The organism is Nocardiopsis codii, assembly GCF_036327455.1.
In the GTDB taxonomy this organism is placed as follows: domain Bacteria; phylum Actinomycetota; class Actinomycetes; order Streptosporangiales; family Streptosporangiaceae; genus Nocardiopsis; species Nocardiopsis codii.
Genome location: NZ_JAUZMY010000022.1, coordinates 57855 through 84050, shown reverse-complemented (window position 1 = coordinate 84050; position 26196 = coordinate 57855). Strand labels below are relative to the sequence as shown.

The 26196-nt window shown below is 69.3% G+C and carries 26 protein-coding genes; 19 read left to right on the top strand and 7 right to left on the bottom strand.

All coding sequences use genetic code 11. The annotated features are described in order from the left end of the window. Positions 1–26: 26 nt before the first annotated feature. Together Q8791_RS21180 and Q8791_RS21175 are read right to left on the bottom strand one after the other, a co-directional pair. Positions 27–458, bottom strand: coding sequence for a hypothetical protein (locus Q8791_RS21180; RefSeq protein WP_330093505.1), 432 nt, complete (start codon positions 456–458; stop codon positions 27–29). Next, positions 455–811 (bottom strand): hypothetical protein, encoded by a 357-nt coding sequence (locus Q8791_RS21175; RefSeq protein ID WP_330093504.1) that lies wholly within the window; start codon positions 809–811, stop codon positions 455–457. Before Q8791_RS21175 ends, Q8791_RS21180 begins: the two co-directional genes overlap by 4 nt. A gap of 378 nt (positions 812–1189) precedes the next feature. Here Q8791_RS21175 and Q8791_RS21170 point away from each other — a divergent pair, with 378 nt between their 5' ends. The 3 genes from Q8791_RS21170 to Q8791_RS21160 are packed head-to-tail and all read left to right on the top strand — an operon-like array spanning position 1190 to position 3642. Further along, on the top strand, positions 1190–2602 hold the full coding sequence (locus tag Q8791_RS21170) for a helix-turn-helix domain-containing protein (RefSeq protein ID WP_330093503.1): 1413 nt from the start codon (positions 1190–1192) through the stop codon (positions 2600–2602). Positions 2603–2606: 4 nt separating this feature from the next. Further along, on the top strand, positions 2607–3143 hold the full coding sequence (locus Q8791_RS21165) for a flavoprotein (protein WP_330093502.1): 537 nt from the start codon (positions 2607–2609) through the stop codon (positions 3141–3143). Between the two features lie 43 nt (positions 3144–3186). Next, positions 3187–3642 carry an NUDIX hydrolase gene (locus tag Q8791_RS21160; protein WP_330093501.1) on the top strand — a complete coding sequence of 152 codons (456 nt, stop codon included), beginning with the start codon at positions 3187–3189 and terminating at the stop codon, positions 3640–3642. Between the two features lie 164 nt (positions 3643–3806). On the opposite strand, the gene Q8791_RS21155 is transcribed toward Q8791_RS21160, so the two are convergent. Both Q8791_RS21155 and Q8791_RS21150 read right to left on the bottom strand, forming a co-directional pair. Then, positions 3807–5573, bottom strand: coding sequence for an ATP-binding protein (locus Q8791_RS21155; RefSeq protein WP_330093500.1), 1767 nt, complete (start codon positions 5571–5573; stop codon positions 3807–3809). After that, positions 5573–6796 (bottom strand): hypothetical protein, encoded by a 1224-nt coding sequence (locus Q8791_RS21150; RefSeq protein WP_330093499.1) that lies wholly within the window; start codon positions 6794–6796, stop codon positions 5573–5575. The genes Q8791_RS21155 and Q8791_RS21150 overlap by 1 nt, the downstream gene beginning before the upstream one ends. Positions 6797–7245: 449 nt before the next feature. On the opposite strand from Q8791_RS21150, the gene Q8791_RS21145 reads away from it, so the two are divergent. After that, positions 7246–7452, top strand: coding sequence for a hypothetical protein (locus Q8791_RS21145; RefSeq protein WP_330093498.1), 207 nt, complete (start codon positions 7246–7248; stop codon positions 7450–7452). A gap of 457 nt (positions 7453–7909) precedes the next feature. Here Q8791_RS21145 and Q8791_RS21140 read toward each other — a convergent pair whose 3' ends face one another. Next, entirely contained in the window at positions 7910–8752 is an 843-nt protein-coding gene (locus Q8791_RS21140; RefSeq protein WP_330093497.1) for an ABC transporter permease, read from the bottom strand. Beyond that, the gene (locus Q8791_RS21135) at positions 8749–9771 is read right to left on the bottom strand and encodes an ABC transporter ATP-binding protein (protein ID WP_330093496.1); all 1023 of its coding nucleotides are present in this window, start codon (positions 9769–9771) and stop codon (positions 8749–8751) included. The genes Q8791_RS21140 and Q8791_RS21135 overlap by 4 nt, the downstream gene beginning before the upstream one ends. A gap of 159 nt (positions 9772–9930) precedes the next feature. Between Q8791_RS21135 and Q8791_RS21130 the strand changes: the two genes are divergently transcribed. The 6 genes from Q8791_RS21130 (at position 9931) to Q8791_RS21105 (ending at position 15444) form a co-directional block, all read left to right on the top strand. Then, positions 9931–10092, top strand: a complete 162-nt coding sequence (locus Q8791_RS21130) for a cinnamycin family lantibiotic (RefSeq protein WP_330093495.1) — start codon at positions 9931–9933, stop codon at positions 10090–10092. Between the two features lie 67 nt (positions 10093–10159). Then, positions 10160–10324, top strand: coding sequence for a hypothetical protein (locus tag Q8791_RS21125; protein ID WP_330093494.1), 165 nt, complete (start codon positions 10160–10162; stop codon positions 10322–10324). Between the two features lie 66 nt (positions 10325–10390). Continuing rightward, positions 10391–12982, top strand: coding sequence for a class IV lanthionine synthetase LanL (lanL, locus tag Q8791_RS21120; protein WP_330093493.1), 2592 nt, complete (start codon positions 10391–10393; stop codon positions 12980–12982). 390 nt (positions 12983–13372) lie between these two features. Then, the gene (locus Q8791_RS21115) at positions 13373–14044 is read left to right on the top strand and encodes a hypothetical protein (protein ID WP_330093492.1); all 672 of its coding nucleotides are present in this window, start codon (positions 13373–13375) and stop codon (positions 14042–14044) included. Next, on the top strand, positions 14041–14739 hold the full coding sequence (locus Q8791_RS21110) for a hypothetical protein (RefSeq protein WP_330093491.1): 699 nt from the start codon (positions 14041–14043) through the stop codon (positions 14737–14739). The genes Q8791_RS21115 and Q8791_RS21110 overlap by 4 nt, the downstream gene beginning before the upstream one ends. Before the next feature lie 99 nt (positions 14740–14838). Then, entirely contained in the window at positions 14839–15444 is a 606-nt protein-coding gene (locus tag Q8791_RS21105; protein WP_330093490.1) for a TetR/AcrR family transcriptional regulator, read from the top strand. Positions 15445–15457: 13 nt separating this feature from the next. On the opposite strand, the gene Q8791_RS21100 is transcribed toward Q8791_RS21105, so the two are convergent. Continuing rightward, positions 15458–16093, bottom strand: a complete 636-nt coding sequence (locus tag Q8791_RS21100) for a DNA-3-methyladenine glycosylase I (protein WP_330093489.1) — start codon at positions 16091–16093, stop codon at positions 15458–15460. 418 nt (positions 16094–16511) lie between these two features. Here Q8791_RS21100 and Q8791_RS21095 point away from each other — a divergent pair, with 418 nt between their 5' ends. The 9 genes from Q8791_RS21095 to Q8791_RS21055 all read left to right on the top strand — a co-directional run bounded on the left by Q8791_RS21095 (position 16512) and on the right by Q8791_RS21055 (position 26166). Then, on the top strand, positions 16512–17180 hold the full coding sequence (locus Q8791_RS21095; protein ID WP_330093488.1) for a GntR family transcriptional regulator: 669 nt from the start codon (positions 16512–16514) through the stop codon (positions 17178–17180). A gap of 92 nt (positions 17181–17272) precedes the next feature. Then, on the top strand, positions 17273–18244 hold the full coding sequence (locus Q8791_RS21090) for a tripartite tricarboxylate transporter substrate binding protein (protein WP_330093487.1): 972 nt from the start codon (positions 17273–17275) through the stop codon (positions 18242–18244). Positions 18245–18249: 5 nt separating this feature from the next. After that, positions 18250–18753 (top strand): tripartite tricarboxylate transporter TctB family protein, encoded by a 504-nt coding sequence (locus tag Q8791_RS21085; protein WP_330093486.1) that lies wholly within the window; start codon positions 18250–18252, stop codon positions 18751–18753. Further along, positions 18750–20261, top strand: a complete 1512-nt coding sequence (locus tag Q8791_RS21080; protein WP_330093485.1) for a tripartite tricarboxylate transporter permease — start codon at positions 18750–18752, stop codon at positions 20259–20261. Before Q8791_RS21085 ends, Q8791_RS21080 begins: the two co-directional genes overlap by 4 nt. 49 nt (positions 20262–20310) lie before the next feature. After that, complete coding sequence (locus Q8791_RS21075) at positions 20311–21180, top strand: dihydrodipicolinate synthase family protein (RefSeq protein WP_330093484.1); 870 nt, start codon at positions 20311–20313, stop codon at positions 21178–21180. A gap of 112 nt (positions 21181–21292) precedes the next feature. Then, complete coding sequence (locus tag Q8791_RS21070) at positions 21293–22996, top strand: dihydroxyacetone kinase family protein (protein WP_330093483.1); 1704 nt, start codon at positions 21293–21295, stop codon at positions 22994–22996. A 236-nt stretch (positions 22997–23232) separates the two neighbouring features. Continuing rightward, complete coding sequence (locus Q8791_RS21065) at positions 23233–23970, top strand: SDR family NAD(P)-dependent oxidoreductase (protein WP_330093482.1); 738 nt, start codon at positions 23233–23235, stop codon at positions 23968–23970. A 315-nt stretch (positions 23971–24285) separates the two neighbouring features. Then, positions 24286–25038 (top strand): hypothetical protein, encoded by a 753-nt coding sequence (locus tag Q8791_RS21060; protein ID WP_330093481.1) that lies wholly within the window; start codon positions 24286–24288, stop codon positions 25036–25038. Positions 25039–25185: 147 nt separating this feature from the next. Continuing rightward, complete coding sequence (locus Q8791_RS21055) at positions 25186–26166, top strand: protein kinase family protein (protein WP_330093480.1); 981 nt, start codon at positions 25186–25188, stop codon at positions 26164–26166. Positions 26167–26196 lie beyond the last annotated feature (30 nt).

Genomic DNA, 26196 nt, shown 5'->3' with positions numbered 1-26196 from the left:
GGCACGCGGGAGTCTGAGAAGAGCCGTTAGAAGGGCCGCCAGCCCTGGGCGTGCTGCACTGTGTAGACGGTGAGGTTGTCCACCGTGGCCCCGCACACCGCCCGGCGTTCGGCCTCCACCAGCGCGGCAGCCACAAGCCCTGCGTCATGGCGGGCCGCCTCGTCCGCGGCCGAGAGCACCGGGGGCACGACGCGGCGGACGTGGTTGCACTCCCCGCTGCCCGTCTCGTGGCACAGGCCGACGACGTAGGTCAGACGCAGGCGCCGCAGAACCACATCCGGGGGCAGAGCGCACCGGTACCGCTGCACAACGGCCGTCCCGTCCGGGCCGGGGGAGACGGCTTCGTAGGTGATGGACTCCCAGTCCTCACACGCCACCCGCACCCGCACACCGTGTTCACGGGCCCACGCGGTCAGCGTCTCGCGGTCCGCTATCGCACCGGATGCGTCGGTGTTCATGTCCGCACCGCCCCGATGGCGATGGCCGTGCGCACCAGGTCGCGCAACTCGTCCATGCCGTCGAACGCGGGAGTGGAACGCGCGATCTGCACCAGGAGGTTGATACCGCGCTGGTCCCGTTCAGCCCGACGAGCGATACGCCGACGCTCCCAGTCGAGGTAAGGGCCGCGCTGGAGGCAGTAGGCGCGGGGGTCGTCGCCGTCCATCACGATGGGTTCGGGCGCCGGCCACACCTCCACCTGCGCGGGATTGGGCAGGTGGAACGGCTGGGGACCGGTCCGGTGGTGCCTGCCGCGTCGTTTCGGTCCTATCAGAGTCACCAGAGCCCGAATCCGGGCGATAAGGTCGCTCACGTCAGCCTGCTTTCTCAGGTTGGCCGCGCCCCCGGACGCCTTCCACCGCGTCGCGGGGGTCTGTCGTGTCAAGGATCAGCAGGCGAGGCCGCTGCCAGCGGACAGGGACGCCATGGTGGAGTCCCTGCCGGTCCCCTTGCAGAAGGGACACATCGCGGTGCGCCTAGCAGGTGCCGTGTCGGAGGAGGTCCGCACGACGACCAGGCGACGAGGGCGGACGGACTTCCAGCCCCGTCCGCGACATGACCTGCGGGTGGTTGCGCTGCTGCTGTCCATGGGTTCAACAATCGCGATCCGGATTCTCCAAACCCATTCCTCATCGGGATGGCAAGGAGGGATACTGGCCGTCCCCCGCACGCGCAGCGCCGAGGAGTCACGATGTCTGGACATCCGGCGAGCCGGATCACCATCCCGTCGTGGGCATGGGAACGGGAGCACACAGCGGACTTCCTGAGAAAGCGCGATGTCCAGGCGCTTCTCCAGTTCGCGCGCCAGTACGGCGGTGCGAGTCAGATGGCCATCTCGGCGGCAACCGGCCTGTCACAAGGTCGGGTGAGCGAGGTTCTGAACGGCCGTAAGACCGTCACAGCCTTCGAGGTGTACGAGCGGATCGCTGACGGGTTGGGCATGCCCGACCGCTCGCGGATGCAGTTCGGCCTTGCACCGAGGAACCCGGGCACGTTCACTGAACCCGAGAGCGCGGAACACTCAGCAGCGTCGAGCCTGCCCGCGCCGAGGAGCCCAGGTCCCGGGGAGGATGCGAAAGTGCGGCGACGCCAATTCGTTGGACTGGCCGGAACTGCCCTGTTCCAGGCCACCACCGGTTCAGTGTTGGACATGGACGAGATCGCCGCAGCACTGACTCGGTACGCAGGAGGCGGCAGGGCAACCACGGCCCCGGCGACGAGCCTCAGTGAGCTCACCAAGCGGACACACGCGGCCAAGGCCGGATACCAGGCGTGCCACTACACGGCGGTCGCCAAGCGACTGCCCGAACTGCTGCGCGGCCTGGACGACGCGGTAACTGGTATGGAGGGCGATTGCCTCATCCAGGTGCATGCGCTCAGGGCGGAGGCGTACCACGTGGCGGCGAGCCTGCTGCTCAAGTGTGAAGAGCGTGGGTTGTCCTACCTCGCAGCGGACCGAAGTATGCGCGCGGCAGAGGACAGCGAGAGCCCCGCGGTGGTGGGTGCGAGCGCCAGGGCGTTCACCCGCGCTCTGATGCGGGAGCGCCACTACAAAGCTGCGACGGAACTGGCAACGAGCACTGCCGAGCGGGTGGACAGTGCCATGGACGAGCCCACCCCGGAATCCCTATCGGTGTACGGGGCCCTTCTGTTGAGCGGTGCGGTCTCGGCAGCCAAGCGCGAGAACCGTGGCCAGGCACTCAGTCTGCTTGACGAAGCCGGAGCGGCAGGCGAACGTCTCGGCGGTGATTTCAACTACCAGTGGACCGCTTTCGGCCCGACCAACGTCCTGCTGCACCGGGTGAGCGCGGCCGTCGAGCTGGGTGACGCTGGCAGCGCCATCGACTACGCACGCCAGGTGCGGTTGGACAACATCGACATCATGGAACGCAAGGTCACGCTCTTCATCGATGCGGCCCGCGCCTACCAGCAGTGGGGCAAGACCGAGCACGCCTACCAGGCACTCCGCAGCGCGGAGGACATGGCGAGCGAGGAGCTAACCGCCCGGCCAGTCGTCCACCAGCTGATCAGCGACATCCGCACCCGGGCGAGCGGGCATCTGTACGGCAACGTCAGCGAACTCGCGGAAAGGGTCGGTGCCTGACTAAGTGAGTGAACAGAAAACCCTCTATGTGGTGGTGTGCGCAGCCGGGCCAGCTTCCGAAGTCGGCACCCTCGTGGGCTTGGCCCAAGAGGAGGGTTGGACCGTTCAGGTCATGGCTACGCCGGCGGCGATGAGCTTCATCGACGTCGAGGCGTTGGAGAAGCAGACCGGCAGACCGGTGCGAAGCCAGCACCGTGCACCGGGAGATCCACGTTCTCCCCAGGCCGATGCCATTATCATCGCGCCAGCCACGTTCAACACGATCAACAAGTTGGCCAACGGCATTGCCGACAACTATGTCTTGGACGTGGTGAACGAAGCCATCGGCCTCGAAGTTCCGACAGTGATCCTCCCCTTCGTGAACTCCGCCTACGCCAGTCGCGCACCGTTCAAGATGAGCGTCGAGAAGCTGCGAACTGAACGGGTACCTGTGTTGGTGGGCCAAAATGCGTTCGTACCACACGATGCCGGAGCCGGATCGAGTGTGGTTGACCGCTTCCCATGGGGCCTTGCTTTGGAGAGAGCAAAAGACGCGCTCTAGACGCACCTGTTTTCGTGACCCCGAACACCTGGGGAACAAGGCAATGGACGACGACACAAGCCAAGTTCATTCAACGCCGCTACACTCCGTGTCCGTAGCGGGAGCCGTCATCCGCGACGACGGGCGGATGTTGGTGATCAAGCGCAGGGACAACGGCAACTGGGAACCACCGGGCGGAGTCCTGGAGTTGGACGAGACCCCGCAGGAAGGGGTTGCCCGCGAGGTCTTGGAGGAGACCGGCATCCACGTCGAGGTGGGCCAGCTCACGGGCGTCTACAAGAACATGTCCCGCGGAATCGTCGCCCTAGTCTTCCGCTGCACACCGACCGGAGGCGAGCCACTCCCAACCTCCGAATCCGTGGCTGTGCAGTGGATCACACATCACCAAGTGCCAGAGCGTATGTCCGAGGTCTACGCGGCGCGGCTGATTGATGCCCTTGACTTCAACGCGCCCCGCGTTCGCAGTCATGACGGCGTACGGCTGACCTCTGCGCAGTAGATAGTTGCCAGGAGAAAACAATCAGGACCCCATTTCACACCCCACACAAGAGGAAAAATTTAGAACCGACCATCGAACGGTAGCGACACAAGAGCAAAATTAGACCATTCCAACAATGGACATGATCTTTCGATGAAATCAGCAGATTTCTAAATATTTAGATTTCACCATTGTTGCCAACGCTTGACAATATCATCCATGGCCACCTCCAGCCAGTCTTCTTTCCATTCTGTATGGAAATTAATATCTTGCGAGTCCGGCCTATTGATGACCTGATCGACCTTCAATATCGTAGGAAGATTCACAGAGTCACCAATCACGATAGCTTCCTGCTGTTCCAGTGATGGCAGGGAGTCCGTGATTGCACTAAGGCTATCTGGAATGAGTCGCTTGACATAGTTTTGATCAATAGGATTTGTCAGACGCATGGCAACGAAGTTATTACATTGAGAAAATACTGTCTCAGAAATTTCCGAGGGCCTCTGACTAACGATCATCAACGAAACACCATACTTTCTCCCCTCCTTAGCTATCCTTTCGATAGCCCTTTTGACTGAATTATACTTAGCACTCGACCCCTGTGGTACGTAGTTATGAGCCTCTTCATAAACCAGCAAGAATGGAAGTTCGCGGACAGCCAGCCTTCCCACCTTGCGGAAATGGAAGCTAAAATTGAATACGAGTCGACTAATCAGAGACACTACAACACTGAGGACTTCGAACGGGATCCCACTCAGATCCAAAATGGTGACATTTGATTTCTTTTTTCCATACCCCATAAACTGGCCCAAAATTGATGCCATGTCATGAGTCAGATATTCACCACCGTCGTCCTTTTTGGGAGAGAGAAGAAAACTAAGCCTTCGATCGCTCATCTTGGAGTTTATACGCATCAGAAACCTGCTAAACTCCCCAAAAAAGGGGCCATTGCTAGCCCTTCTGTCCACTTTTTGACTTGCGTCAACGAAGGCATGCCACTTAGAAAAATAGACCTGAGACCGATCAGAAACAAGAGTATCATCAGCCAGCTTAGGAAGGTCTTCACCCGGAAGTTTACTGATCACCTCACGATTCAAGTTATCGAGGTAATTCACCACCTCTCGCATACTAAAATAGCTCGGGGAGTCATAAGTAATTTTTGAGCCAGACCCATCCTGAGCATGCTTAACTTTATTAGAAATCACTGCATTTCTGAATTGCGAAACCTGATTGTGAGAATTGTGCTCATTGCTCTCAATAAACATTTCTTCCAGTTCTTCCGAGTTCATCATCCAGCATGGAAGATGCAAATTCGACGAACTGATCACAGAAGCATCAGGGAATGCAGAAGCGTACTCTCCATGAAGGTCAAATATGATGATATGTGAATTGTTGAGGACGCCACGATGCTTTTGATCGGGAGATGATTCTGAACCGCTTTGTAGGATTCGAGCGACCGTGCAAGATTTACCCGAACCGGTTGATCCAACCACTCCTATGTGTTTTGCAAAAAATTTATCTCCATCCAGCACAGCTCGAACACCGTTATTTTGAGCTAGACTTCCAAAACTGAATCGCTTTTCTGGTTCTACGGAGGCATAGATTTCGCTCAATACTTCCGCAGAAGCAATCTCGATATGTTGCGGAGGGATGGCTATTTTCTTTCCCCCTCGCCTAAATTTTCCTTCATCCATATGACCTACTGGCTGCGTCTCTACAATGAATCTCGGAGTAGCTTCGCCATACTCTCCCCCCATGTGAAGATCGTCTTTAACTCGGTAACTTTGAACGATTGCGATCAAGGTAGACCCGCTGTCGTCATGGATCTTTACGTAGCTACCGATTTCCAGTTGTTCTGGAAGATCTTCGTAATCCTGAGTGGCATATATCTCGATATTGATAGCATCGGGCGATACACTGACGACCTTGGCAACTGACGTTATATTAGTCATTAAACTCTCGCAATCAGACTTACGATTTTCTCAGCATCGAGCCCCGGAATATGGACCATCGTTGCGTCGCTATTCGGAACCATATCTACAGCCTGTACTGTACTCAAAATAGTATCGACTTCAAATCCTTCTTTAAGATACTTACCGAAACTCTCTTCATTCACCAAGCGAATGTCGTATGAAGTTTTTTCGATAGCATCTCCGCGTTTAAACCTGACTTGGACAGGCATTCGATGGAATAGCTGCGGATTGAAAAGAACATCCTCATACCCGTCATAATAAGCAACCCCCTTTCCTAGTAGATCTCTTTTGAGGTTCATGTACCAATGACTGGAGGATCGGACAACAACCGTCCAAGGTCGAGCCGTATAAAGCTGACCTTCTCCATAATCATCAAGTGCCAGAAAAGTAATCAAACCAGCAGTATCAAGAAAAGAATCCTGACTGGCGGTCAAAGGCTCCTCTAGGTACAGAACGCGATTTTTTTTAGGTAGAAGGAGCCTGGTAGCACGCAATCTACGGGCAGTTGCCTTGACAAAATTTTCTATGGACGTAACTTCTCTATGCCAGATGGTGTAGAGAAGAGGTTTCCTATTAAGGTGATTCAGAAGCTGTTCTCTAGTGACCCTGCGAGAAGAAACATCCTTCTGACAGGCTTTTTCTGCAACGAAGGTGAGTGCGTTCCCATAGTGGAGACCAACAGCCTCCTCTCGACTGCACTCCATCGCTGAGGTCAGCCCGGTCAATACCTCTTTTTTCTGTTCTTCCATACTTTTCCCCCCTTTTATGGAAAGGAATTTCACGAAATCCTCCAAAGTGGAATTCTTATATTTCCCAAAGTGAAGGATTGTATTCCCAGTCTTTTTTTGATGCTCCGTCAAGCTAGTCTTCAGCTCATCAACTGTCAGAGATCTCGGGACTTGGGAAGTCTCTTTACCAAAATGCGCATGCACGATATAATTCGACCGCAGGCCCCGTTCAAACGAATCCAACATTGGAATTAATGAAGACCGAAGACCTGCCAAAGAGTACTTCTGAGAGGAAAGATACTTACATTGAACGAGAGACGAACCACCGAATCCAGACTTATCTACATCTTCCACGCCTTCTATTGTCAGAATCTCAGAAGAATCAGCTGACAGGATTTCCAAGATCGTGAGATCGAATTGGTACCTATAGCCTGCAATTGTCGAGCTAGCCGACCTGTTGGTATCTTCTGCCATGTCCATAATCTCTGCCGAGTTGGGCTGTATGGGATCAAGGCGACGGCGCGAGCGCCGTCGCGGCGGCCGAGTGGCTTGCGCTCGGGCTGCGGGCTGCCGCCCGGTCCCGAGCGCGACCACCGGTCGTTCTGTTGCTAGCTTGACGTGCTCCCACGACGAACGGTTGCGATTTCCCCGTAATCAATCGACAGCACCATTGACCGCGTTGTATTAGTGCTGTTCAGGGACTGGTGGTACCAAGGGGCTCGCGCCCCCTGGACCCCCCGAACCCACACGGAACCTGGCGCGACACAGGACGTGCGGGAGTACCGGCCGATCGCGCCAGAACCCGCGCGGGACCATAACCGTGGTGCCCCACCCCGGATGGCGCTGTGGTGGTGTCCAGGGTGAGCGCACCGGACACCCGCCCGAGGAGATACCCCGTACTGACCGAACACCAGGGAGTGACCGTGCCCGAAGAGTGGGACCGTGTCGACCAACTGCTCTTCGACGGCCGCCGCATCCAAGCAGCACACGCCCTCCGGGAGGACTTCGGCCCCCTCACCATCCACGAGACCATCGTGGCCCTCGGCGAACGCTTCGAACACCTGCGCCTGAACCATCCGGAGAGCTTCAACGTGAGCCTGGATGGCTACTGGGACCACTTCTACTCGTAGTCGTTGCCGTGCCACACACGTGCCACACGGGGCGGGCAACACCGGGGAACCACGGGGAGTCACGGGGAGACGGGACGCATCCGCGCAGGTAGATGAAGTGCGAGGTCAGCCACCAGCAGGGTTCTCGGCTTCCCAAGCTGATAGCGCGGGTTCGATTCCCGTCATCCGCTCCACACAGCAAGAGGCCAGGTCAGACCGGATTTCCGGTGACCTGGCCTCTCGCGTTTCCAGGGGTCTGTACGGGCCGCGTGCCCGCTACGTGCCCCACACGTGCCACCCCCCGCCCCGGCTTCCCCGGCGTCGAACGCGTCCCCCGGCCGCGGTCCGGTCGGGCGGGTGCGCGACGCGCTCGGCCCTTCCGGTGGGCCCCTCGGCGGGCCGCCGGGCACGGCGGACCCTCTGTACCCCGACGGGACCGGACCCGGTGTGGCGCGGGCCGCGCCCTTCCGGCGCCGCCCTAGTCGGGGCGGGCGAAGCGCCGTGCCGCCGCCAGCAGGAACACCGTGCCGAAGACCGTCAGCACCGTCAGCTCCACGGACACCGGCAACGGCACCCCCCACAGCTCCAGCCCCTGGAACATGCCGCCGGCGGAGTCGGCGGGCAGGCGGGCGACGAGGGTGCGCCTGGCCGCGTCGACCGCGTACGTCAGGGGGTTGAGGGCGGTGAGCGCGGCGAGCCAGGACGGCAACCCGCTGAGCGGGAAGAACGCCCCCGACAGGAACACCAGGGGCCCCAGGAGCAGGCCGGTGGCGGCCTGGAAGCTCTTGGGGCTGGGCACCCAGACCGCGAGCAGCGCCCCGAGGCCGGTCATCGCGAACGAGGCCAGCGCGAGCACCGCGACGAACCCGGCGAAGAGGGCCGCGTCGTAGGGCACTCCCGCGGCCCCGGCGAAGACGAGCAGGATCCCGCCGTGGCACGTGGCGATGGTGGTGCCCGCCAGTACCTTGCCCAGCAGCAGTGACTCCCGGCGCACGGGCGCGACCAGCATCTCCCGCAGGAAGCCGAACTCGCGGTCCCACAGGATGGAGGCGCCGGTGGCGAACGCCGGCGGCTGGATCGCCATCACCAGGACGCCGGGGAAGAGGAACGTCACGTAGCCGAGGCCGGAGCCGTCCTCGGGGACCACCGTCCCCAGCCCCACCCCCAGGGCGACGAGGATCAGCAGGGGTTGGAGCAGGCTGACCACCAGGTGCAGGCGCTCACGCCGGAACGTGATCATCTCGCGCTTCCACACCGCGGCCACCGCGCGCCCCTCGGCGCCCAGCCGTGCGGCCGGCGGAGTGGTCGGTGCGACGCTCACGCGGCGGTCCCCCCTTCGGGCTCCGAGCCGATGCTGCGGCCCGTGTAGTGCAGGAACACGTCGTCGAGGGTCGGCCGGACCAGGGACACCGAGGTGACGGACCCGCCGAGGGCGGCCATGACCGCCGGGAGCACGGCCGCGCCGTCCTCGACCCTCACCACCACGGCTCCGTCCTCCGCCGAAGGGCTCAGCCCCAGGGACTCGGCGAGTCGCCGGGAGCACTCCTCGGGATCGGAGGTGACCAGCCTGATGCGGTCGCGGCCGATCCGCGAGCGCAGTTCGCCCGGGGTGCCGAGGGCCACGACCCGCCCGTGGTCCAGGATGGCCAGCCGGTCGCAGTTGTCCGCCTCGGACAGCTGGTGGGTGGTGAGCAGGACGGTGGCCCCCGACTCGTGCCTCATCCGGTGCACGTGCCGCCAGACCTCGGCCCGGCTGTGCGGGTCGAGGCCGACCGTGGGCTCGTCCAGGAAGAGCACGTGGGGCCGGTGCAGCAGGCCGCGGGCGATCTCCAGTCGGCGCTTCATCCCGCCGGAGAGCGTGCGGACCAGGCTGCGCCGCCGGTCGAGCAGGTCGGCCAGGCTCAGCATCGACACGACGCGCTCGTGCACCTGGCGCCGGGGAACGCCGTAGAGGGCGGCGTGGATGGCCAGGTTCTCCTCGACCGTCAGCTTGTCGTCCAGGGTGGAGCCCTGGAAGACCACGCCGATGGACCGCCGCACGGCGGCCGGGGAGGTGCGGACGTCGTGGCCGGCCACCCACAGCTCTCCGCTGGTGGGCCGGGTGAGGGCGCAGAGCATCGAGATGGTGGTGGACTTGCCCGCCCCGTTGGGCCCCAGGAAACCGAAGATCTCCCCGGGGTGCACGAGCAGATCCAGGCCGCGGACGGCTTCGACGCCCGGGTAGGTCTTGACCAGCGCCTCGGTCCTGATCGCCGCCGGTGAAGGGGATTCGGGCCGAACTTCCGCTGTTTTTGGGGATGGCACTTCGATCGGAACTTCGGCCTGTGTTCCTGGTTCCAATTCGCTCCTCATGGGGGCAAAACCATCCGCCCTGGGGGCCAGGTCGGGTTGTCCCGACTCCCCGGCGTTTTCGCAATGGGGGGAGGGGGATCAATACTCCTGGCAAGACTACCCAAGGTAGTCGGCCATTAACAAAGAGTTTCTAGATCTGGAGGACACATGTCCGCACAGGAATTCCCCCGCGACGCCGGATCGCTTGACACGACCGCTCTGATCTCCCTCGGGGCCGAGACCGAGCTCGCCTCCGAGCGCCTCAACCTGGAGTGCAGGAACACCTGCGTCTCCGGCTTCACCATCCGTTGCGACGGCTACTCGCTCTAGCCCGATCAGGGCCCGCACGGGCACTGCCGACAGCCCGAATCGACCGCGACGACCCCTTCGAGGAGCCATGAGCACGAGCGCCGGCCCCTCCGACACGGGCCGCCACGGAACGATCGCCCTCCTCCACCTGCGCCACGAGGGAGCGCTGCCGCCCGGGGTGGACGGCACCGCTTGTCAGCAGACCCGGGTTCGGGGTCCCTTCACCCTGCTGGGCGGCGAGGTCACCCCGTGACCTGACCGCTTCAGCGACGGGGCGGTCGGCCGCTCGGCCGGCCGCCCCGTCTTCGCCACCGACGACATGAGGGAGACCAGGGTGCGGGAGTACGCCGGCACGCGCACGTGCACGGTCGGGATGAGGGATCGGGCCGTGGCCGCGGGGCGCGTGGTCTCCGACTACGGCCCCTGGACGGACGTGGCGCTCCCCGGCCTCGACCTGCCGCCCCAGGGGTGGAAGATCCACGTGTCCGCCCGCCCGGTCACCCTCCTGGCCACGGTCGACCGCGTGCTCCCCCTGCTGCTGCGCACGCCGTGCCGCTTCAAGTTCGCGCGCACCACGGAGGTCATGCGCGAGCTCAACTCCCATCACAACCGCCCCGGCGCGGTCGGCAAGGGCGTCACCGTCTACACCCGCCCGGACGACTTCGCGGACCTGGCGGAGAAGCTCGCCGCCGAGCTGGTCGGCATGGAGGGGCCGAACATCCCCAGCGACCGCAGGCTGCGCCCGGACTCACCGGTCCACTACCGCTACGCGCCGTTCGCCGGGGCCTACGGCATCGACGGCAACGGCGACTTCCAGCTGGTCCTCCACGACGGCGAGGGGCGCGAGCGCCCCGGCGCCGCGGACGGGCGCTACCAGGCACCGGACTGGCTGCCCGACCCGTTCACGGGACGGCCGCCCGCCCCCGCCGGGGGCGACCCGGGGCCGGTCCTGCTCGGCGGGCGTTTCCTGGTGCCGGGGGCGATCGCCCACACCGCCGTCGGCGGCGTCTACCGCGGCACCGACCGGGAGTCGGGGACGGGGGTGGTCGTCAAGGAGCGCCGCGCGTACACGGGCGAGGAAGCCGACGGTTCCCGCGACGCGCGCCACCGGCTGCGCGGCGAGGCCGCCGTGCTGCGCCGCCTGGAGGACGTCGCCGGCGTCCCCCGCGTGGTGGACCACTTCCGGCACGGCGCCGACGAGTTCCTCGTGACCACGGACGTGGGCCCCCGCGACCTGCGCACCGACGTCGCGGAGAACGGCACGTACACCACGGCCGGACGCGACCTCGCACGCCTGGGCCGCGACCTGCTCGGGCTGCTCGACGCCGTCCACGGGCGCGGCGTGCTCGTCCGCGACCTGGCGCCCAAGAACATCGTCCTCGCCGCCGACGGCACCCCCTTCCTGGTGGACTTCGAGATCAGCCACCTCGAAGGGGACCAGGTCCACGGCTGGACCCCGGGCTACTCCTCGCCCGCCCAGGAGCTCGGCGAACCCGCCTGCGCGGAGGACGACCTCTACTCGCTGGGGGCCACGCTGCTGTACGCGGTCACCGGCATCGACCCGGCCGCCCGCTCCACGGCGGCCGTCCCCGACGACGGGCGCGCACGCACCGCGCTGGCCGCCCTGGAGGGCGGCGTCCCTCCCTGCGCCCGCGCGGTGCCGGGCCTGATGTCCCCCGACCCCGCCGAGCGCAGGGCGGCGGCCGACCTGCTCCGCTCGGGCGCGGACCACCCGCCGCTCCGCGCCGATCCGCGCTACACGGTCACCCGCGCCTCCCTGCCCTCCCTGGTCGCGAACGCCCTGGAGCAGACCCGGGGAGTGGCCCGCGACCTGCTGGCCGGGCGCGGCGGATCGCCCGGAGGACGGCCCAGCCCCACCAACCTGTACCGGGGATCGGCCGGTGTGGGCATGGAGCTGCTGCGCCAGGGGGACCCCGAGTCCCTGGGCCTGGCACGCGCCCTCGCGCACTGGACCACGGGTTTCCTCGCGCTGCGCCGGCAGCTGCCCGGTCTCCAGGACGGGGAGGCGGGCACCGCCCTGTTCCTGGCCACGGCCGCCCGGGAGCTGGACGAGCCGGTCCTGTTCGAGGCGGTGCGGGGTCTGGCGCGTACCGCTCCGGAGTCGGTCACCGGGACCGACCACTCCTCCGGGCTCGCGGGGATCGGGCTCGCCCAACTGCAGTTGTGGAGGCTCTGCGGGGACGACTCCCGCCTCGCTCTGGCCCGAAGCTGCGCGGAGCGGCTCGTCGCCCCGTCCCCCGCGGAGGGGCTGCGCTCGTCCCCGCCCGACCCCCGCGACCACGACGAGGTGACGACGCGTCTGGGGTTCTCGCACGGCGTGGCGGGCGTCGCCCACTTCCTCCTGTGCCTGGAGGCCGCCGCCGGGGACACGGACGCGGGGGCGGAGGCCGCGGCCTGCCTGGACGTGCTGGCCGGGCTCGTGCCCGGACTGGTCGCGGCGGCCGCCGCGCCCGAGGCCCGGCCCATGGTCGCCTCCTTCTGTCAGGGGCTCACCGGGATCGGCGGCGTCCTGCTCCGGGCCGGCGCGGTGTGGGACGAGCCGCGCTACACCGAACTGGCGGCGACCGCCGCGGCGCGCTGCCGCGCCCACGCCCCGAAGATGCAGGTCGCCTGCCAGTGCTGCGGGCTCGCGGGGGTCGGGGAGTTCCTGCTCGACACCGCCGACCTCACGGGCGGGTCGGCCCCCCGGGACGCGGCCCTCGACGTCGCGGGGCTGGTCCTGGTGCGCTCGGCCGGGACGCCGGAGGCCCCGGTCCTCCTGGACCACACCCGCGAGCCGGGCGGCGGCTGGGCGACGGGGGCCTCCGGCGTCCTGTCCTTCCTGCGGCGCCTCGACCGGGGCGGACCGCGGGACTGGCTCGGTGACGAACTCCTGGACGCCCGGCCCTGACCGGTGACGGGCGGTTCGCCCGGTCGGGGGCCGGGGCTCCCCCGACCGGTGCGGGCCTCCGTCGAGGCGGGGGCCCGCGACGGCGCGGTCCCCACGCACGCCTGGACGGGCGGGTGTCGCCCCCGTCCCGACACGGGATGCGGGCAGCGGCCCGGGACCGGGTGGCGTTCGTCGTCCTCGGGCCTCCCGCGCCATGGGTGGGCGTGTGTGCCGCACGGGGTGCAGGAGGCCTGTGTCCGGTTCTCCGGACGTCACGGAGCGCCGGTCCACAGCCGTTTCCGGCGCTTGCGGAGCTCTCACCTGCGGCGAGTGACCGACCGGCCCCGGCGCGCGTTTTGGGGTGAATCATCCGGGCAGGGCAACACGACCAGACGACAGGAGGTACCCCCCGTGGAGACCGGAACCGTTGTCATCATCGTCATCGCGGCGGTCGTCATCGTCGCCGCAGGAGTCGCGCTCGTCGCGCGCTCCTCCCTTCTACCGGCTCGGCGCACCGCCCGGCTCAGAAAGCGCTTCGGCGCCGAGTACGAGCGCGCCGTGGAGGCCCACGGCGACAGGGCTGCCGCAGAGCGGGACCTGTCCGAGCGGCTCAGCCGCCGCGAGGGCATGAGGCTCCGCAGGCTCACCGACCGCGAGCGCGAGGCGCACGCCGGCACGTGGGCCGCGGTGCAGCAGGAATTCGTGGACGATCCCGTCACCGCCGTGCGGAACGCCCGCGGGCTGGTGGAGGGGATCATGGCCGATCTCGGCTACGCCGGCCGCACGTCCTCCGACGACGGCGGCTTCGAGCGGAGCGCCGCGGACCTGTCGGTGGACCACCCGGCCGCGGTGGCCGAGTTCCACCGCGTGCGCGGCGCCGACCGCCCCGCCACGGACCCGGGCGACACCGAGGGTCTGCGCGAGGAGCTCGTGGCCCACCGCGGCCTGGTGGAGGCACTGTTGGGCGGGCTGCCCGAGACCCCCGGCACGGCGCCGACCGCGAGGTCGGACAGGGCCGCGAGGTCGGACAGGACCGTGATGGAACGAACGCGCAGTGAGACCGAAACGGAGGCGGACCGGTGAGCGATCACGACGACACCGCCGGACGGACGGAGCAGGACCAGGACAAGCGCGGGGTCCGTCGGACCCCGCGGGCACAGGGCCGCAGCGGACCCCGCGGGCGGCAGGAGCCCGGGACGGCCGGGGAACCGCGTCCCGCGGGCGGCAAGGCCCCCGAGCAGAGGCGGCGGAGCGGCGCGCACGCGGGAACCGCACACGTGGCGGGTCCCGGCGCGGAGGCGGTGCGCGAGGAGCCCCGTCCGGTGGACGCGGGCCCGGGCGGCCAGGCGGATCCGGAGACCGCACGGGTCGTGACGGTCGACGCACAGGTGACCGACCCGGAGCCCTCCCCCACCCCCTCGGTCTCCCCCGTGACCGCGCCCGAACCCGAACCCGCACCCGCCGGGCAGGACCGCGCCGCTCCCGGCAGTGCCCCCGGGGCGTGGCGTCTCGGGCCGCGCGGCTTGGAGCCGGGCGAGGTACGGGACCGCTGGAAGGAGGCGCAGGGCGGATTCGTCGACGACCCCCGGGGAGCCGTGCGCGACGCCGACGCGCTGGCGGAGGAGGTCGCCGACGCCGTGGTCGCCGAGCTCGGGGCGCGCAGATCCGCGCTCCGCTCCGCGTGGAGCGACGGCGACGGATCGGACACCGAGTCCTTGCGGCTGGCCCTGCGCGACTACCGCTCCTTCGTCGACCACCTGGTCGGCGGGGGTCCGTGACCTGAACGGGCACCGGGGGCCGGCGGTCAGGGACCGCCGGTCCGCGTGTCCCGACGGTTCCGCTGTACGCACTGTACGGTTCGGCCTACTGTCGCTGTCATGGGCACCAGGGGAACGGTCACGCGGACACGGCTCGTCGACGGCGCACGCGAACAGCTCGAAGCCCACGGCTACGCCGGAACCGACCTCGACCAGGTCCTGGCGGCCAGCGGGGCGCCCCGGGGCTCCCTCTACTTCCACTTCCCGGGAGGGAAGGACGAGCTCGTCGCGGCGGCCCTGGAGGCCGCCGGAGCCGAGACCGGGGCCCGGATACGGGAGCTGTCCGAGGAGGCTCCCGACGCGGTCGCGCTCGTCCAGGGGATGATCGACCTCTTCGCCGCCAGGATGGAGGAGTCGGGGTTCGCCGGGGGCTGCCCGCTGGCCGCCACGGCGCTGGACGTCTCGGCCACCAACGAACTGGTGCACACCGTGTGCCGGAGGGTGTACTCGTCCTGGCAGGCAACGCTCGCGAACCGCCTGGTGGCCGAGGGCCGCGGGGCCGAGGACGCGGACGCGGACGCCTGGTCGGCGCTCTCCCTCGTGGAGGGGGCGCTGCTGCTGTCCCGTGCGACGCGCAGCCGGAGCCCGCTCGACCGGGCGCGGGGCTCGGTCTCCCGGCTCCTCGGCCGGGGGCGTCCTGTCCCGCCGCGGCAGGGGCGCCGGTAGCGGCGGGTCCGGCTCAGGAACGCGCCCAGACCCCCGACGTCCCCCGGCGGTGGCTGTCCACCAGGTGGGTGTCGACGATGCCGATCGCCTCCATGAGGGCGAACATGGTCGTGGGCCCGGTGAAGGTGAACCCCGCACGGCGCAGGGCGCCGGCGAGGGCCGCCGACTCGGGTGACGCGGTGGGGACGTCTTCGATCCGCGCGGGGGCCGGGGTCCGCTCGGGCCGGAAGGACCACACCAGGTCGGCCAGCCCTCCCGCGTCGCGCAGCGCCACCGTGGCCCGCGCGTTCCGGACGGTGGCGCGGATCTTCCTCCCGTTGCGCACGATGGAGGCGTCGCCCAGCAGCCTCTCGACGTCGTTCTCGCCGTACCCGGCCACCGTGTCGGGGTCGAAGCCGGCGAAGGCGGCGCGGAAGGCCGGCCTCTTGCGCAGGATGGTGGCCCAGGAGAGCCCCGCCTGGAACGCCTCCAGGCTGATCCGCTCGAAGACCCCGCGCTCGTCGCGGACGGGCATGCCCCACTCGGTGTCGTAGTAGGCGCGCAGCAGCGGGTCCCTGGCTGCCCAGGGGGGACGGACCAGCCCGTCCTCGCACACCAGCGCGCCGCTCGCCGTGGCGGCGAACGGCGCCTGTCCGGGTTTCTCCGGCATCTCGGGTGACCTCTCCGTACGTGGCGGCGGCGCGGACCCGCCCGTCCGCCGGGCGCCCCCGCGGCGCCGCGGCGCGGCCCTACGCCCTCGAAGGTACGCGGCCCCCACCGCGTGAATCCACGGGAACGCCGAACACCGGCGGCCGCCCCGGAGCCCGAGGACCTCCCGGGGACACCGCACAGTCACCTCCCGGACACACCATGAGCACCGAGGGTGTGCGGACAACTCCCCTCCGCCATGGTGAGATGTCGGCCGGGTCCGGATTTTTTCGACCGCCCGGAACGCCGGAACCGCTGCCGGGCAAGGGATCCGCGCAACCAGACAAAAACCCCAAGAGACACCAACAACACCAGGGATTGACATAGGTCACACCGTGATTCAATCTGGTTAACAGTTAACAGTTAACCGAAGGGAAGACATGTCGGAGATCCTGCCCATCAAGCAGCGGGCACTCGGCGAGAAGGTCGCCGGAGAACTCCGGCGCCTGATCATCACCGGGCGCTACGCGCCCGGCACGTCGCTGGTCGAGGGGCATCTGGCCGAGCAGTTCGACCTGAGCCGCGGTCCCATCCGCGACGCGCTCAAGATCCTCGCCTCCGAGGGACTCATCGACACCAACCGCCGCAGCGCCACCGTCGTGGGCCTGGGCGGGGACGACATCGACGAGCTCTTCTCGCTGCGGGGCTCCCTCGAACAGCTCGCGCTGGAGATCGGTCTGGGCCGCGACCGGGCCAGGCTCACCGAAGGCCTCCGGGCTCCTCTGGAGCAGATGCGGAGGGCCCGCGAGGAGCGCGATCCCGACGCCTTCACCGCCGCCGACGTGCGCTTCCACTCGGTTTTCTACGACGTGGCCGGGCACCGCCGCCTCGCCGACGTGTGGGCGCAGTACCGGCCCACCATCGAGGTGCTCCTCCTGGCCTCCAACGAGCGCTACGAGGACCTCGGTCCCTCCGTCCGCGCACACGAGGTCCTCGCCGGCCTGGTCGAGTCCGGCGAACCCGAAGCCGTCCTCGACGAGCTCCGCGGCCACCTGGACAACGCCAGGCTCAGGCTCCGGGCTCCCTACACGCAGACCACGTCCCACTGACCCGGCGGCACGCGACCGCGCCCCGCCGTCCCTCGGCTCAAGTCCCGCGACCGACCCACGGAGCCGATTCCACCGAATCACCGGAGAGCACCATGCGTTCCACCACCTTCCGCCTGACCGCGGCCGCACTGGCGATCACCGCCCTCACGGCCGGTTGCGCCGACCGGGGCGGCGTCAGCGAGGACGCCGCGGACTACCCCAGCCAGGACATCACCCTCGTGGTGCCCTACGACGCCGGAGGCGCGTCCGACCTCGCGGCCCGCACCCTGGCCTCCCAGATGGAGGACTCCCTGGGGCAGAGCATCATCGTGGAGAACCGCAGCGGCGGCGCCGGATCCGTGGGGCTGGAGAACCTCGCCGGGCGGGCGCCCGACGGCTACAGCATCGGCTACCTGCCGGTCGAGACCGTCATGCTCGGCTACCAGGGCTACGACGTCGACCCGGCCGCCTACGACCTCATCGGGCAGATGGTGTCGGTCCCCGCCACCATCGCCGTCCCCGACGACAGCCCCTACGAGACCCTCGACGACCTCGTCGAGGCCGCCCGCGCCGAGCCCGGCTCGATCTCCGTGTCCAACTCCGGTGCGGGCTCCATCTGGGAGGCCGCCACCACCGAGCTGGGCCAGGCCACCGAGACCGAGTTCCAGCCGGTGCCCTTCGACGGCGGCGCCCCCGCCGTCACGGCCGCCGTCGGCGGCCAGGTGGACGCCGTGATCGCGGGCATCTCCGAGACCGCGCCCGCCCACGCGGACGGCCAGCTCCGCGTCCTCGCCCTCTTCGACTCCCAGCCCTCCGAGTCGCTGCCCGGGGTGGAGACCGCCACCGAGCAGGGCGTGGACGTCGTGATCGGCGGCTGGGGCGGCATCGGCGCGCCGACCGGCCTCCCCGACGAGGTCCGCACGAAGCTGGAGGAGGCCTTCTCCGAGGCGGCCGACTCCGACGAGTTCAGGACGATCATCGCCGACTCGGGGAACGTCCCGGTCAACGTGCCCTCCGACGAGTTCGCCGAGTTCGTCGACCAGGAGTACACCCGCTTCGGCACCCTGCTCGAGGGCCAGGACTGAGCACCGTGGCCGACACGACCACGACCCCGGACGCGCCCGCCTCGGGCGGGGCGCGTCCGGGACGCAGACTGAGGGACCTGGTCCCCGCCGCCGCGGGAGCCGCGCTCGCCGCGGCCGCCTTCGCCCTGGCCACGCAGATCCCCGAAGGGGCCCGCCTCACCCAGTTCAGCCCGAGGTGGTGGCCGGAGCTCCTGGCCGTCCTCCTCCTGCTGCTGAGCGTCTGCCTGGCCGCGGGAACCCTCCGCCGGCCGTCCGTGACGGTGGAGGAGGACGAGCCCGAGGCCGCGACCCGCCAGGGGGCGTGGCGGCTCGCCGCGATGCTCGCGTCGATCGCGGGCTACGGGGTCCTCTGGTACTTCGTCGACTTCCGGGTCTCCACGGCGATCCTGTTCGTGGCCCTGACCTGGCTGGGCGGCGGCCGCGGGTGGAAGGCGCTCATCCTCTTCCCGATCGGCGTGACCGCGATCCTCTACCTTCTGTTCGGCGTCCTCCTGAGAGTGCCACTATGAGTCCGATCGTCGAGGGCTTCAGCGCCCTCCTGGACCCCACGGTCCTGCTGTGCATCGCCGCGGGCGCCCTGCTGGGCATGCTCGTCGGCGCCTTCCCCGGCGTGACCGCCACCATGGCCGTCGCTCTGGCCAGCGGTTTCACGCTCTCGCTCGAACCGCTTCCCGGTCTGGCGGTCCTGCTCACGATCTACGTCGCGGCGAACTTCGGCGACCGCGTCCCGGCGATCCTCATCAACACCCCGGGGACGCCCGCGTCCATCGCCACGACCTTCGACGGCTACGCCATGGCCCGCCAGGGCAAGGCGGGGCTGGCCCTGACCTCGTCGGCCTTCGCCTCGGCGTGGGGGACGCTCGTCGGCGTCGTCCTGCTCATGGTCGCCGCGATCCCGCTGTCCCGGCTGGCCCTGAACTTCGGTCCCGCCGAGATGTTCGCGCTGGTCGTGTTCGGCCTGACGATGATGATCGGGGTGTCCGGCGGCCGGATCGTCAAGGGGCTCATGGCGGGTGGGCTCGGCCTGCTCCTGGGAGCCGTCGGCCGCGACCCCATCACGGGCACACCGCGGTTCACGTTCGGCGTGCCCGAGCTGTCCGACGGCATCCCGTTCATCGCCGCGATCATCGGCCTCTTCGGCATCGCCGAGGTGATGAACCAGATCCTCGTGCACCGCCGGGGCCGCGGCGTGGAACCGATCAAGGACTTCGGCCGCTGGTTCCCCAGGCGCTCGGACTGGCGCACCATGCTCAAGCCGATGGCCGTCGGCAGCGGAGTCGGCGCCGTGGTCGGCGTCGTGCCCGCCACCGGCGGGGACATCGCCGGCATCCTCGGCTGGGACCAGGCCCGCAGGGCCTCCAAGCGGCCCGAGGAGTTCGGCAAGGGCTCGCTGGAGGGGATCACCGCCGCGGACACCTCGTCCAACGCCACCCTCGGCGGATCCGTGACGACGACGCTGGCCCTGGGCCTGCCCGGCGACTCCGTGATGGCCGTGATGATCGGCTCCATGGTCGTCTGGGGCATCCAGCCGGGCCCGTCCCTGTTCGCCAACCAGCCCGAACTGGTCTACAGCATCGCCGGGATCATGCTGATCGCGACGGTGGTCGCCCTCGTGATCAGCGTCCTGCGCATGCGCGGCGTCGCCAAGCTCCTGGAACTCCCGCAGCACTTCCTGTGGGCGGTCATCCTCGTGTTCTGCATGGTCGGCACCTACGCCGTGAACAACAGCGTCTTCGACGTCGCCGTGATGATCGTGTTCGGCCTCGTCGGCCTGTTCCTGAAGCGCTTCGGCATCCCGCCCGGCCCCGTCGTCCTCGGCCTGATCCTGGGCACCCTGGCCGAGGGCAACCTCCGCCGCGCCCTGGAGATCGGCGGCCCGGAGAACATCCTGACCAGCCCCATCGCACTCGGCCTGCTGGCGGTGAGCACACTCGCTCTCGTCGTGCCGCCGCTGCGCACCGCGTGGCGCGCACGCCGCGCCCGCGCGGCCGAGAGCACCACCACCCCGGCGTCCTGACCCGGGCCAGCCCGGCAGCCGCCCCGTCCCCACCCGAGGAGAACCACGCATGTCCGCCCACGCGAAGGTGATCACCGCCCTCCCGACCCCGTTCACCCGGGACGAGTCCCTCGACCCCGACGGCGCCACCGCGCTGTTCACGGCGGTCCGCGAACAGGGCGTCGACGGCGTGTTCGTCGCCGGGACCACCGGCGAGTTCACCGCCCTCGACGACGACGAGCGGACCAGGGTCATCGGTCTGGCCCTGGACGTCTTCGGCCCGGAGCGGGTCTACGCCCACGTGGGTGCGTCCGCGCCCCGCCAGGCCGAGTCCCTGGTCCGCGCCGCCGTCGGCGCCGGGGCGACCCGTCTCGCCGCCGTCACGCCCTACTTCCTGCCCGCGCCCGAGGACGCGCTGGTGCGCTACTACGAGCGCCTGGTGGCGGCGGCCGACGGCGCCGAGGTGCACGCCTACCTGTTCCAGGCGCGTTCCACCACCCCGGCCGCGCCCTCGGTGCTCCGCCGCCTCCGCGACGCCGGCGTCCGCGGGGTGAAGATCAGCGGTGAGAGCGACGCCTCGGTGTCGGCCTACCTGGCGGAGGCCCCCTCCGGGTTCGACGTCCTGTCCGGTAACGACATCGCCTTCGAGGAGTTCGTGCGCGCGGGCGGCCTCGGCGTGGTCTCGGGTGTGTCCTCCGTCTTCCCCCGGCCGTTCGTGGCACTGCGCGACGCCCTGAACAGCGGTGACACCGACGGGGTGCGTGCCGCGCAGCCACTCGTGGCACGCGCGGTGGCGGCGGTGCGCAGCGGCAGCATCCCGCACCTCAAGGCGGGGCTGGAGGTCCAGGGGATCGCCGCGGGGCCCGCGAGGGTCTGCGGCGACGCGGTCTCCGAGGCCGACCTGGACGTGCTCAGGGAGACGGCGGAGGCACTGGCCTGATTCCGGCGGCCCGGGGGCTCCCTCCCCGGGTGCGCACACGGCCACCGGACGCCCCCGCGGCGTCCGCAGAACCCGCCCCAGGGGCGACGGACCGAGAGGTGAGTGAGCGCGGATGGCGCTGAAGAAGATCATCAACCGGCCGGAGGACTTCGTCGACGAGGTCACCGAGTCGCTGCTCATGGCGCACCCCGACCGGTTGCGCGCCGCGACCGGCGACCGCAGGGCGCTGGTGCGCGCCGACGCGCCCGTCGAGGGCCGCGTCGGCATCGTGACCGGGGGCGGCTCCGGCCACCTGCCGCTGTTCCTCGGCTACGTGGGGCAGGGCCTGGCCACGGGGGTGGCCGTGGGGAACGTGTTCTCCTCCCCCTCCGCCGAGCAGATCGCCGCGGCGACGCGCGCCAGCCACGGGGGCGCCGGCGTCCTGTACCTGTACGGCAACTACGGCGGGGACGTCTACAACTTCGACCTGGCCGCGGACGTCGTGGCGGCGGAGGGCATCCGGACGGCGACGGTGCTGGGCACCGACGACGTGATGTCCGCCCCCCGGGGCAGGGAGCACACACGGCGCGGCGTGGCGGGGCTGTTCTTCGCCTACAAGACGGCCGGGGCCTCCGCCGAGCGCGGCGACGACCTGGAGACGGTGCGGTCGGTGGCCCAGCGCACGTCGGACGCCACGCGCACGATGGGTGTCGGGCTGTCCCCCACCATCCTCCCCGCCGCCGGCGAGCCCACGTTCACTCTCGACGAGGGGGAGATGGAGGTCGGCATCGGCATCCACGGCGAACCGGGGAGCCACCGGGGCGCGCTGGAGACGGCCGACGAGATCACCGACCGCTTCCTCGCCGAGATCCTCGGGGAGCTGGAGCCCGCACCCGGGGACCGCGTCGCGGTACTGGTGAACGGCCTGGGCGCCACCCCCCTGGAGGAGCTGTACCTGGTGTACCGCCGGGTCCACCAGGTGCTGGAGGAGCGCGGCGTGGCCATCCACCGGCGTTACGTCGGCGAGTTCGCGACGAGCCTGGAGATGGCGGGGGCCTCGGTCTCCGTGCTGCTGCTCGACGACGATCTGGCCGCGCTGCTCGACGCCCCTGCCGCGTCCCCGTTCTTCGGCCAGGGGAACACGGAGGCGCCGGGGGCGCGCGTGGACGGGGCCTCCGACACCGGCCCCGGTCACGGTTCGGCCCCCGCCGTCCGCCGCACCGGTACCGCCGGCGCGCTGCGCGGCACGCTGGTCGAGGCCATGGAGCGCATGCCGTCGCACGCGGAGGAGCTGCGGCTGCTGGACTCGCGGCTCGGTGACGGCGACCTGGGGATCACGGTCTCCTCCGGGGCCGCGGCCGTCCGCGACGCGCTTCTCGCACTGCCCGAGGACGCCCACCACGCCGACGTCCTGCGCGCCGCGGCGACGGCGTTCGCGTCGGCCAACCCCTCGACGTTCGCCGCGCTGACAGGCGCGGGCGTGCTCGCCGCCGCCGCCGAGTCGGAGGAGCTCCCGTCCGTCTCGGTCCGCGACGCCGCGCGCCTCACCGCCGCGGTCTCCCGCAAGGTGCGGGAGCGGGGCGGGGCCGAGCCCGGCGACAAGACGTTCGTGGACGGGCTCCTTCTGGTGGAGGAGGCCCTGGCAGGGGCGGACGACCCCGCGGCAGCCGCACGGGCCGCCGCGTCCGCGGCCGGACGCGCCGTCGAGGAGACCAGCGGGCTGACGTCGGCGAAGGGCCGCGCGGCCTGGGTGGGCGAGCGCGGGGCCGGAGAGCGGGACCCCGGGTCGGTCGCCCTCCTGCGGTTCCTGGAGGAGTTGCGCGACGTCCTCTCCTGAGCGCGTCCCCGTGGTGCCTCTGTGGGGGTCGCACCACGGGGACGCCCGCGGACGGGGACGCCGGGTCCGGCGCGGCCCGAGCGCCGCGGTATCGCGTGACCGGGGGCCGGGGGTTCCGGCTCCCGGCCGCGGTCGTCCGGACGTGTACCCGTCCCCGCCGGGGGCGGCGGCGGTGCCCCCGGGGGCGCCACGATAGAACCTGGACGTCCGTGGAAGCAGTTCACAGGGGGTACACCGTGTCTCGTCCGCTCACCGTCGTCACCGGAGGAAGCCGGGGCATCGGCGCCGCGACCTGCGTCAGGCTGGCCGCCGACGGCCACGACCTGGTGCTCGGCTACGTGAGCGACGAGGGCGCGGCCGAGCGGACCGCCGCCGCCGTGCGGGCGGCCGGGGCGCGCTGCGTCACCGTGCGCGCGGACACCTCCTCGGAGGAGGACGTCGAGCGGCTGTTCGACGCGGCCGCCCCGCTGGGACCTGTGACGGGTCTGGTGAACAACGCCGGGGTGACCGGCCCGCTGGGCAGGCTCGCGGACGCGCGGACCGACGTCCTGCGGAGGGTGGTCGACGTGAACCTGCTCGGCTACCTGCTGTGCTGCCGGCGGGCCGCCCGCGACATGGCCGCGCAGGGCTCGGGCTCCATCGTCAACGTGTCCTCGGCCGCCGCGACCCTCGGCAGCCCGCACGAGTACGTGCACTACGCCGCGACCAAGGCCGCCGTGGACGCCCTCACCGTGGGACTGTCGAAGGAGCTCGGCCCGGACGGGGTCCGTGTCAACGCCGTGGCCCCCGGTCTGATCGAGACCGACATGCACGCGGCGATGGGCGACCCCGACCGCCCGGCCAAGGCCGCGTCGCGCATCCCGCTGGGCAGAGCCGGGAAGGACGTCGAGATCGCCGGCGCGGTCGCCTGGCTCCTGTCCCCCGACGCGTCCTACGCGACGGGAACGGTGCTGCGCGTCTCCGGGGGTCTCTGAACCCCTGCCGGGGCCGCCAGGACCGGAATCGGAAAGGGCGGAAAGGGCCCCGGAACGGGCCGAAGCGGTGGCGCACCGGGGCGTGGGAGACCCCCGCCTCCGTGGCGACGGCCCGCAGCGAGGTCCCGGCGAACCGCTGCCGGGCGAACCGTGGGCCGGGGGCGGCTTCCGGCGCCAGCAAGGCGAACCCGGCGCTCGCGGACACCCCCGTGAGCTGTAGCATCGTGGCCGGATTCTCCCCCTCGTCCGCGTGCTCCCCCGGTTGCGGAGAAAGCCGTGTGACAGGGCTTTCACCACAGACGGAAACGGACGTTCATGGACGCTGACGACACCCAGGTCATGACGAGGACCGGCGAGTTCACCACCACGGTGAGCTGGGAGACCCCTGTCCGCGGTCGCGTGGCCGCGGCGGTGGACCGCCTCTCCGGCCCCCTGGCCGACCTGCTGGAGCGCGACGCCAACGACGGCGACACCCGCCTGCTCGTCGCCGACTTCTTCAGTGTCGGCCTGAACTTCAGCAAGTACCAGGACATGACGACCGAGTACCGCACGAGCGGCGACTCGATCGACTACGCGATCATGCTGGAAGGCAAGCTGTTCGCCCCCGTCGAGGTGCGGCGGATCGGCCAGGAGCTCGACCAGCGCAACATCCAGATGTCGCGGCGCCTGGCCGTGGAGGAGGGCGCCGAGTGGATCATCCTCACCAACGGACGCCTCTGGCGGGTCTACCACCTGCGCCCCGACGGTGAGGGCGGCAACCAGCCGGTCGAGGTCATCGACATCGACCTGCTGGACACGGACGCCTACCACCACAACGTCGACGCCCTGTTCCACATCACCCGTGAGTCCGTCGACCACGGTCGGCTCGACGCACTGCGCCAGTGGAAGGAAGCCGTCGAGGCTGCGCCGCTGGCCGAGGTCCTGCGCGGGGACGCCGTGGTCGCGGCGATCCGCGACCAGGTGCTCGCCGCCACCGGGCACAGGGGCCACACCGGGGACGCCGAGGAGATCCGGCGCGCCCTGACCGGCGCCGTCTTCGCGCGGGGCCTGCTCCCCTCCGAGGAGTGACGCCCGCCCTCCTCCCCGGGACCGGTCGTCGGCCCGGGGAGGCCCGGTCACGGCCTTCGTCCCGTTCGCGCCATACTGTCCCGGGACACATCCGGACGACAGGCGGACCCGGACGGCCCTGAGCCCGGGGACCCCGCCGGAGGACCCGTGAACGAGACTCCCCCGACGACCCCGCTCGTGGCCGGCGACCCCCCGCAGGTCGGCCCGTACCTTCTGCACGGCCGCATGAACACCGGGGGCTCCGGCGTCACCTACGCCGCCCCGGACGGGCACGGCGGCTGGGTCGCGCTCACCGTGGTCCGCCGGGAGCACGTCGCCGTCCCCGGCTTCCGGTCCCGGTTCGCCCACCACGTGGGCCTAGTCCGGAAGGTGCGCTCGCCCGGCCTGGCGCCGCTGATCGCCGCCGACCAGTCCGCCCCGCTCCCCTGGTTCGCGACCGCGTACGTCCCCGGGCCGACCGTGCGCGACATGGTCGCCACGCACGGGCCGATGCCGGGCGGCCAGGTCCGCGACCTCGCCGCCCGGATCGCGTCGACGCTGGCCGACGTCCACGCGGCCGGGGCGGTCTACCCGAACCTGACCCCGGCCGGGGTGGTCCTGGGCCCGGACGGCCCCGTGCTGGCGGGTTTCGAGGCGCACGTGGCCGCCGCCGACTCGGTGGGCTGGGTCGACCCGGAGTGCTTCGTCGGCCGCCTGTCCTCCAGGATCGACATGTTCTCCTGGGGGTCGGTGGTGGCCTTCGCCGCGACCGGCAGGGCGCCGTTCGGCACCGACGACCCCGACACGGTGGCGCACCGGCACGAGAACGGCCGCCCGGACCTGTTCGGGGTGCCCCGGGACCTGGCCGGGCCGGTCGCGGCGGCACTGGCGCCGCTGGCCGACGACCGCCCGGACGCGGCGGGGCTGGCCCGCGCCCTGTCCGGTTCTGTCACACCTCCGCCGCCTCCCGCTCCGAAGCGGCCCTCGACGGGACTGCTCGTCGCCCTCGGGGCCGCGGTGCTGGCGGTGCTGCTCGGCGCGGCCCTGACCCTGTGGGCCGTCGGCCGTGACGGCGGGCCCCCGGAGACCGGCGGCTCCGCCGTCGGCGCGGAACTGGAGGGGCCGGAGGAGCCCACGGCCGGGGCCTGACCCGGGCGGCGCCGCCGCGGGGATCGGACG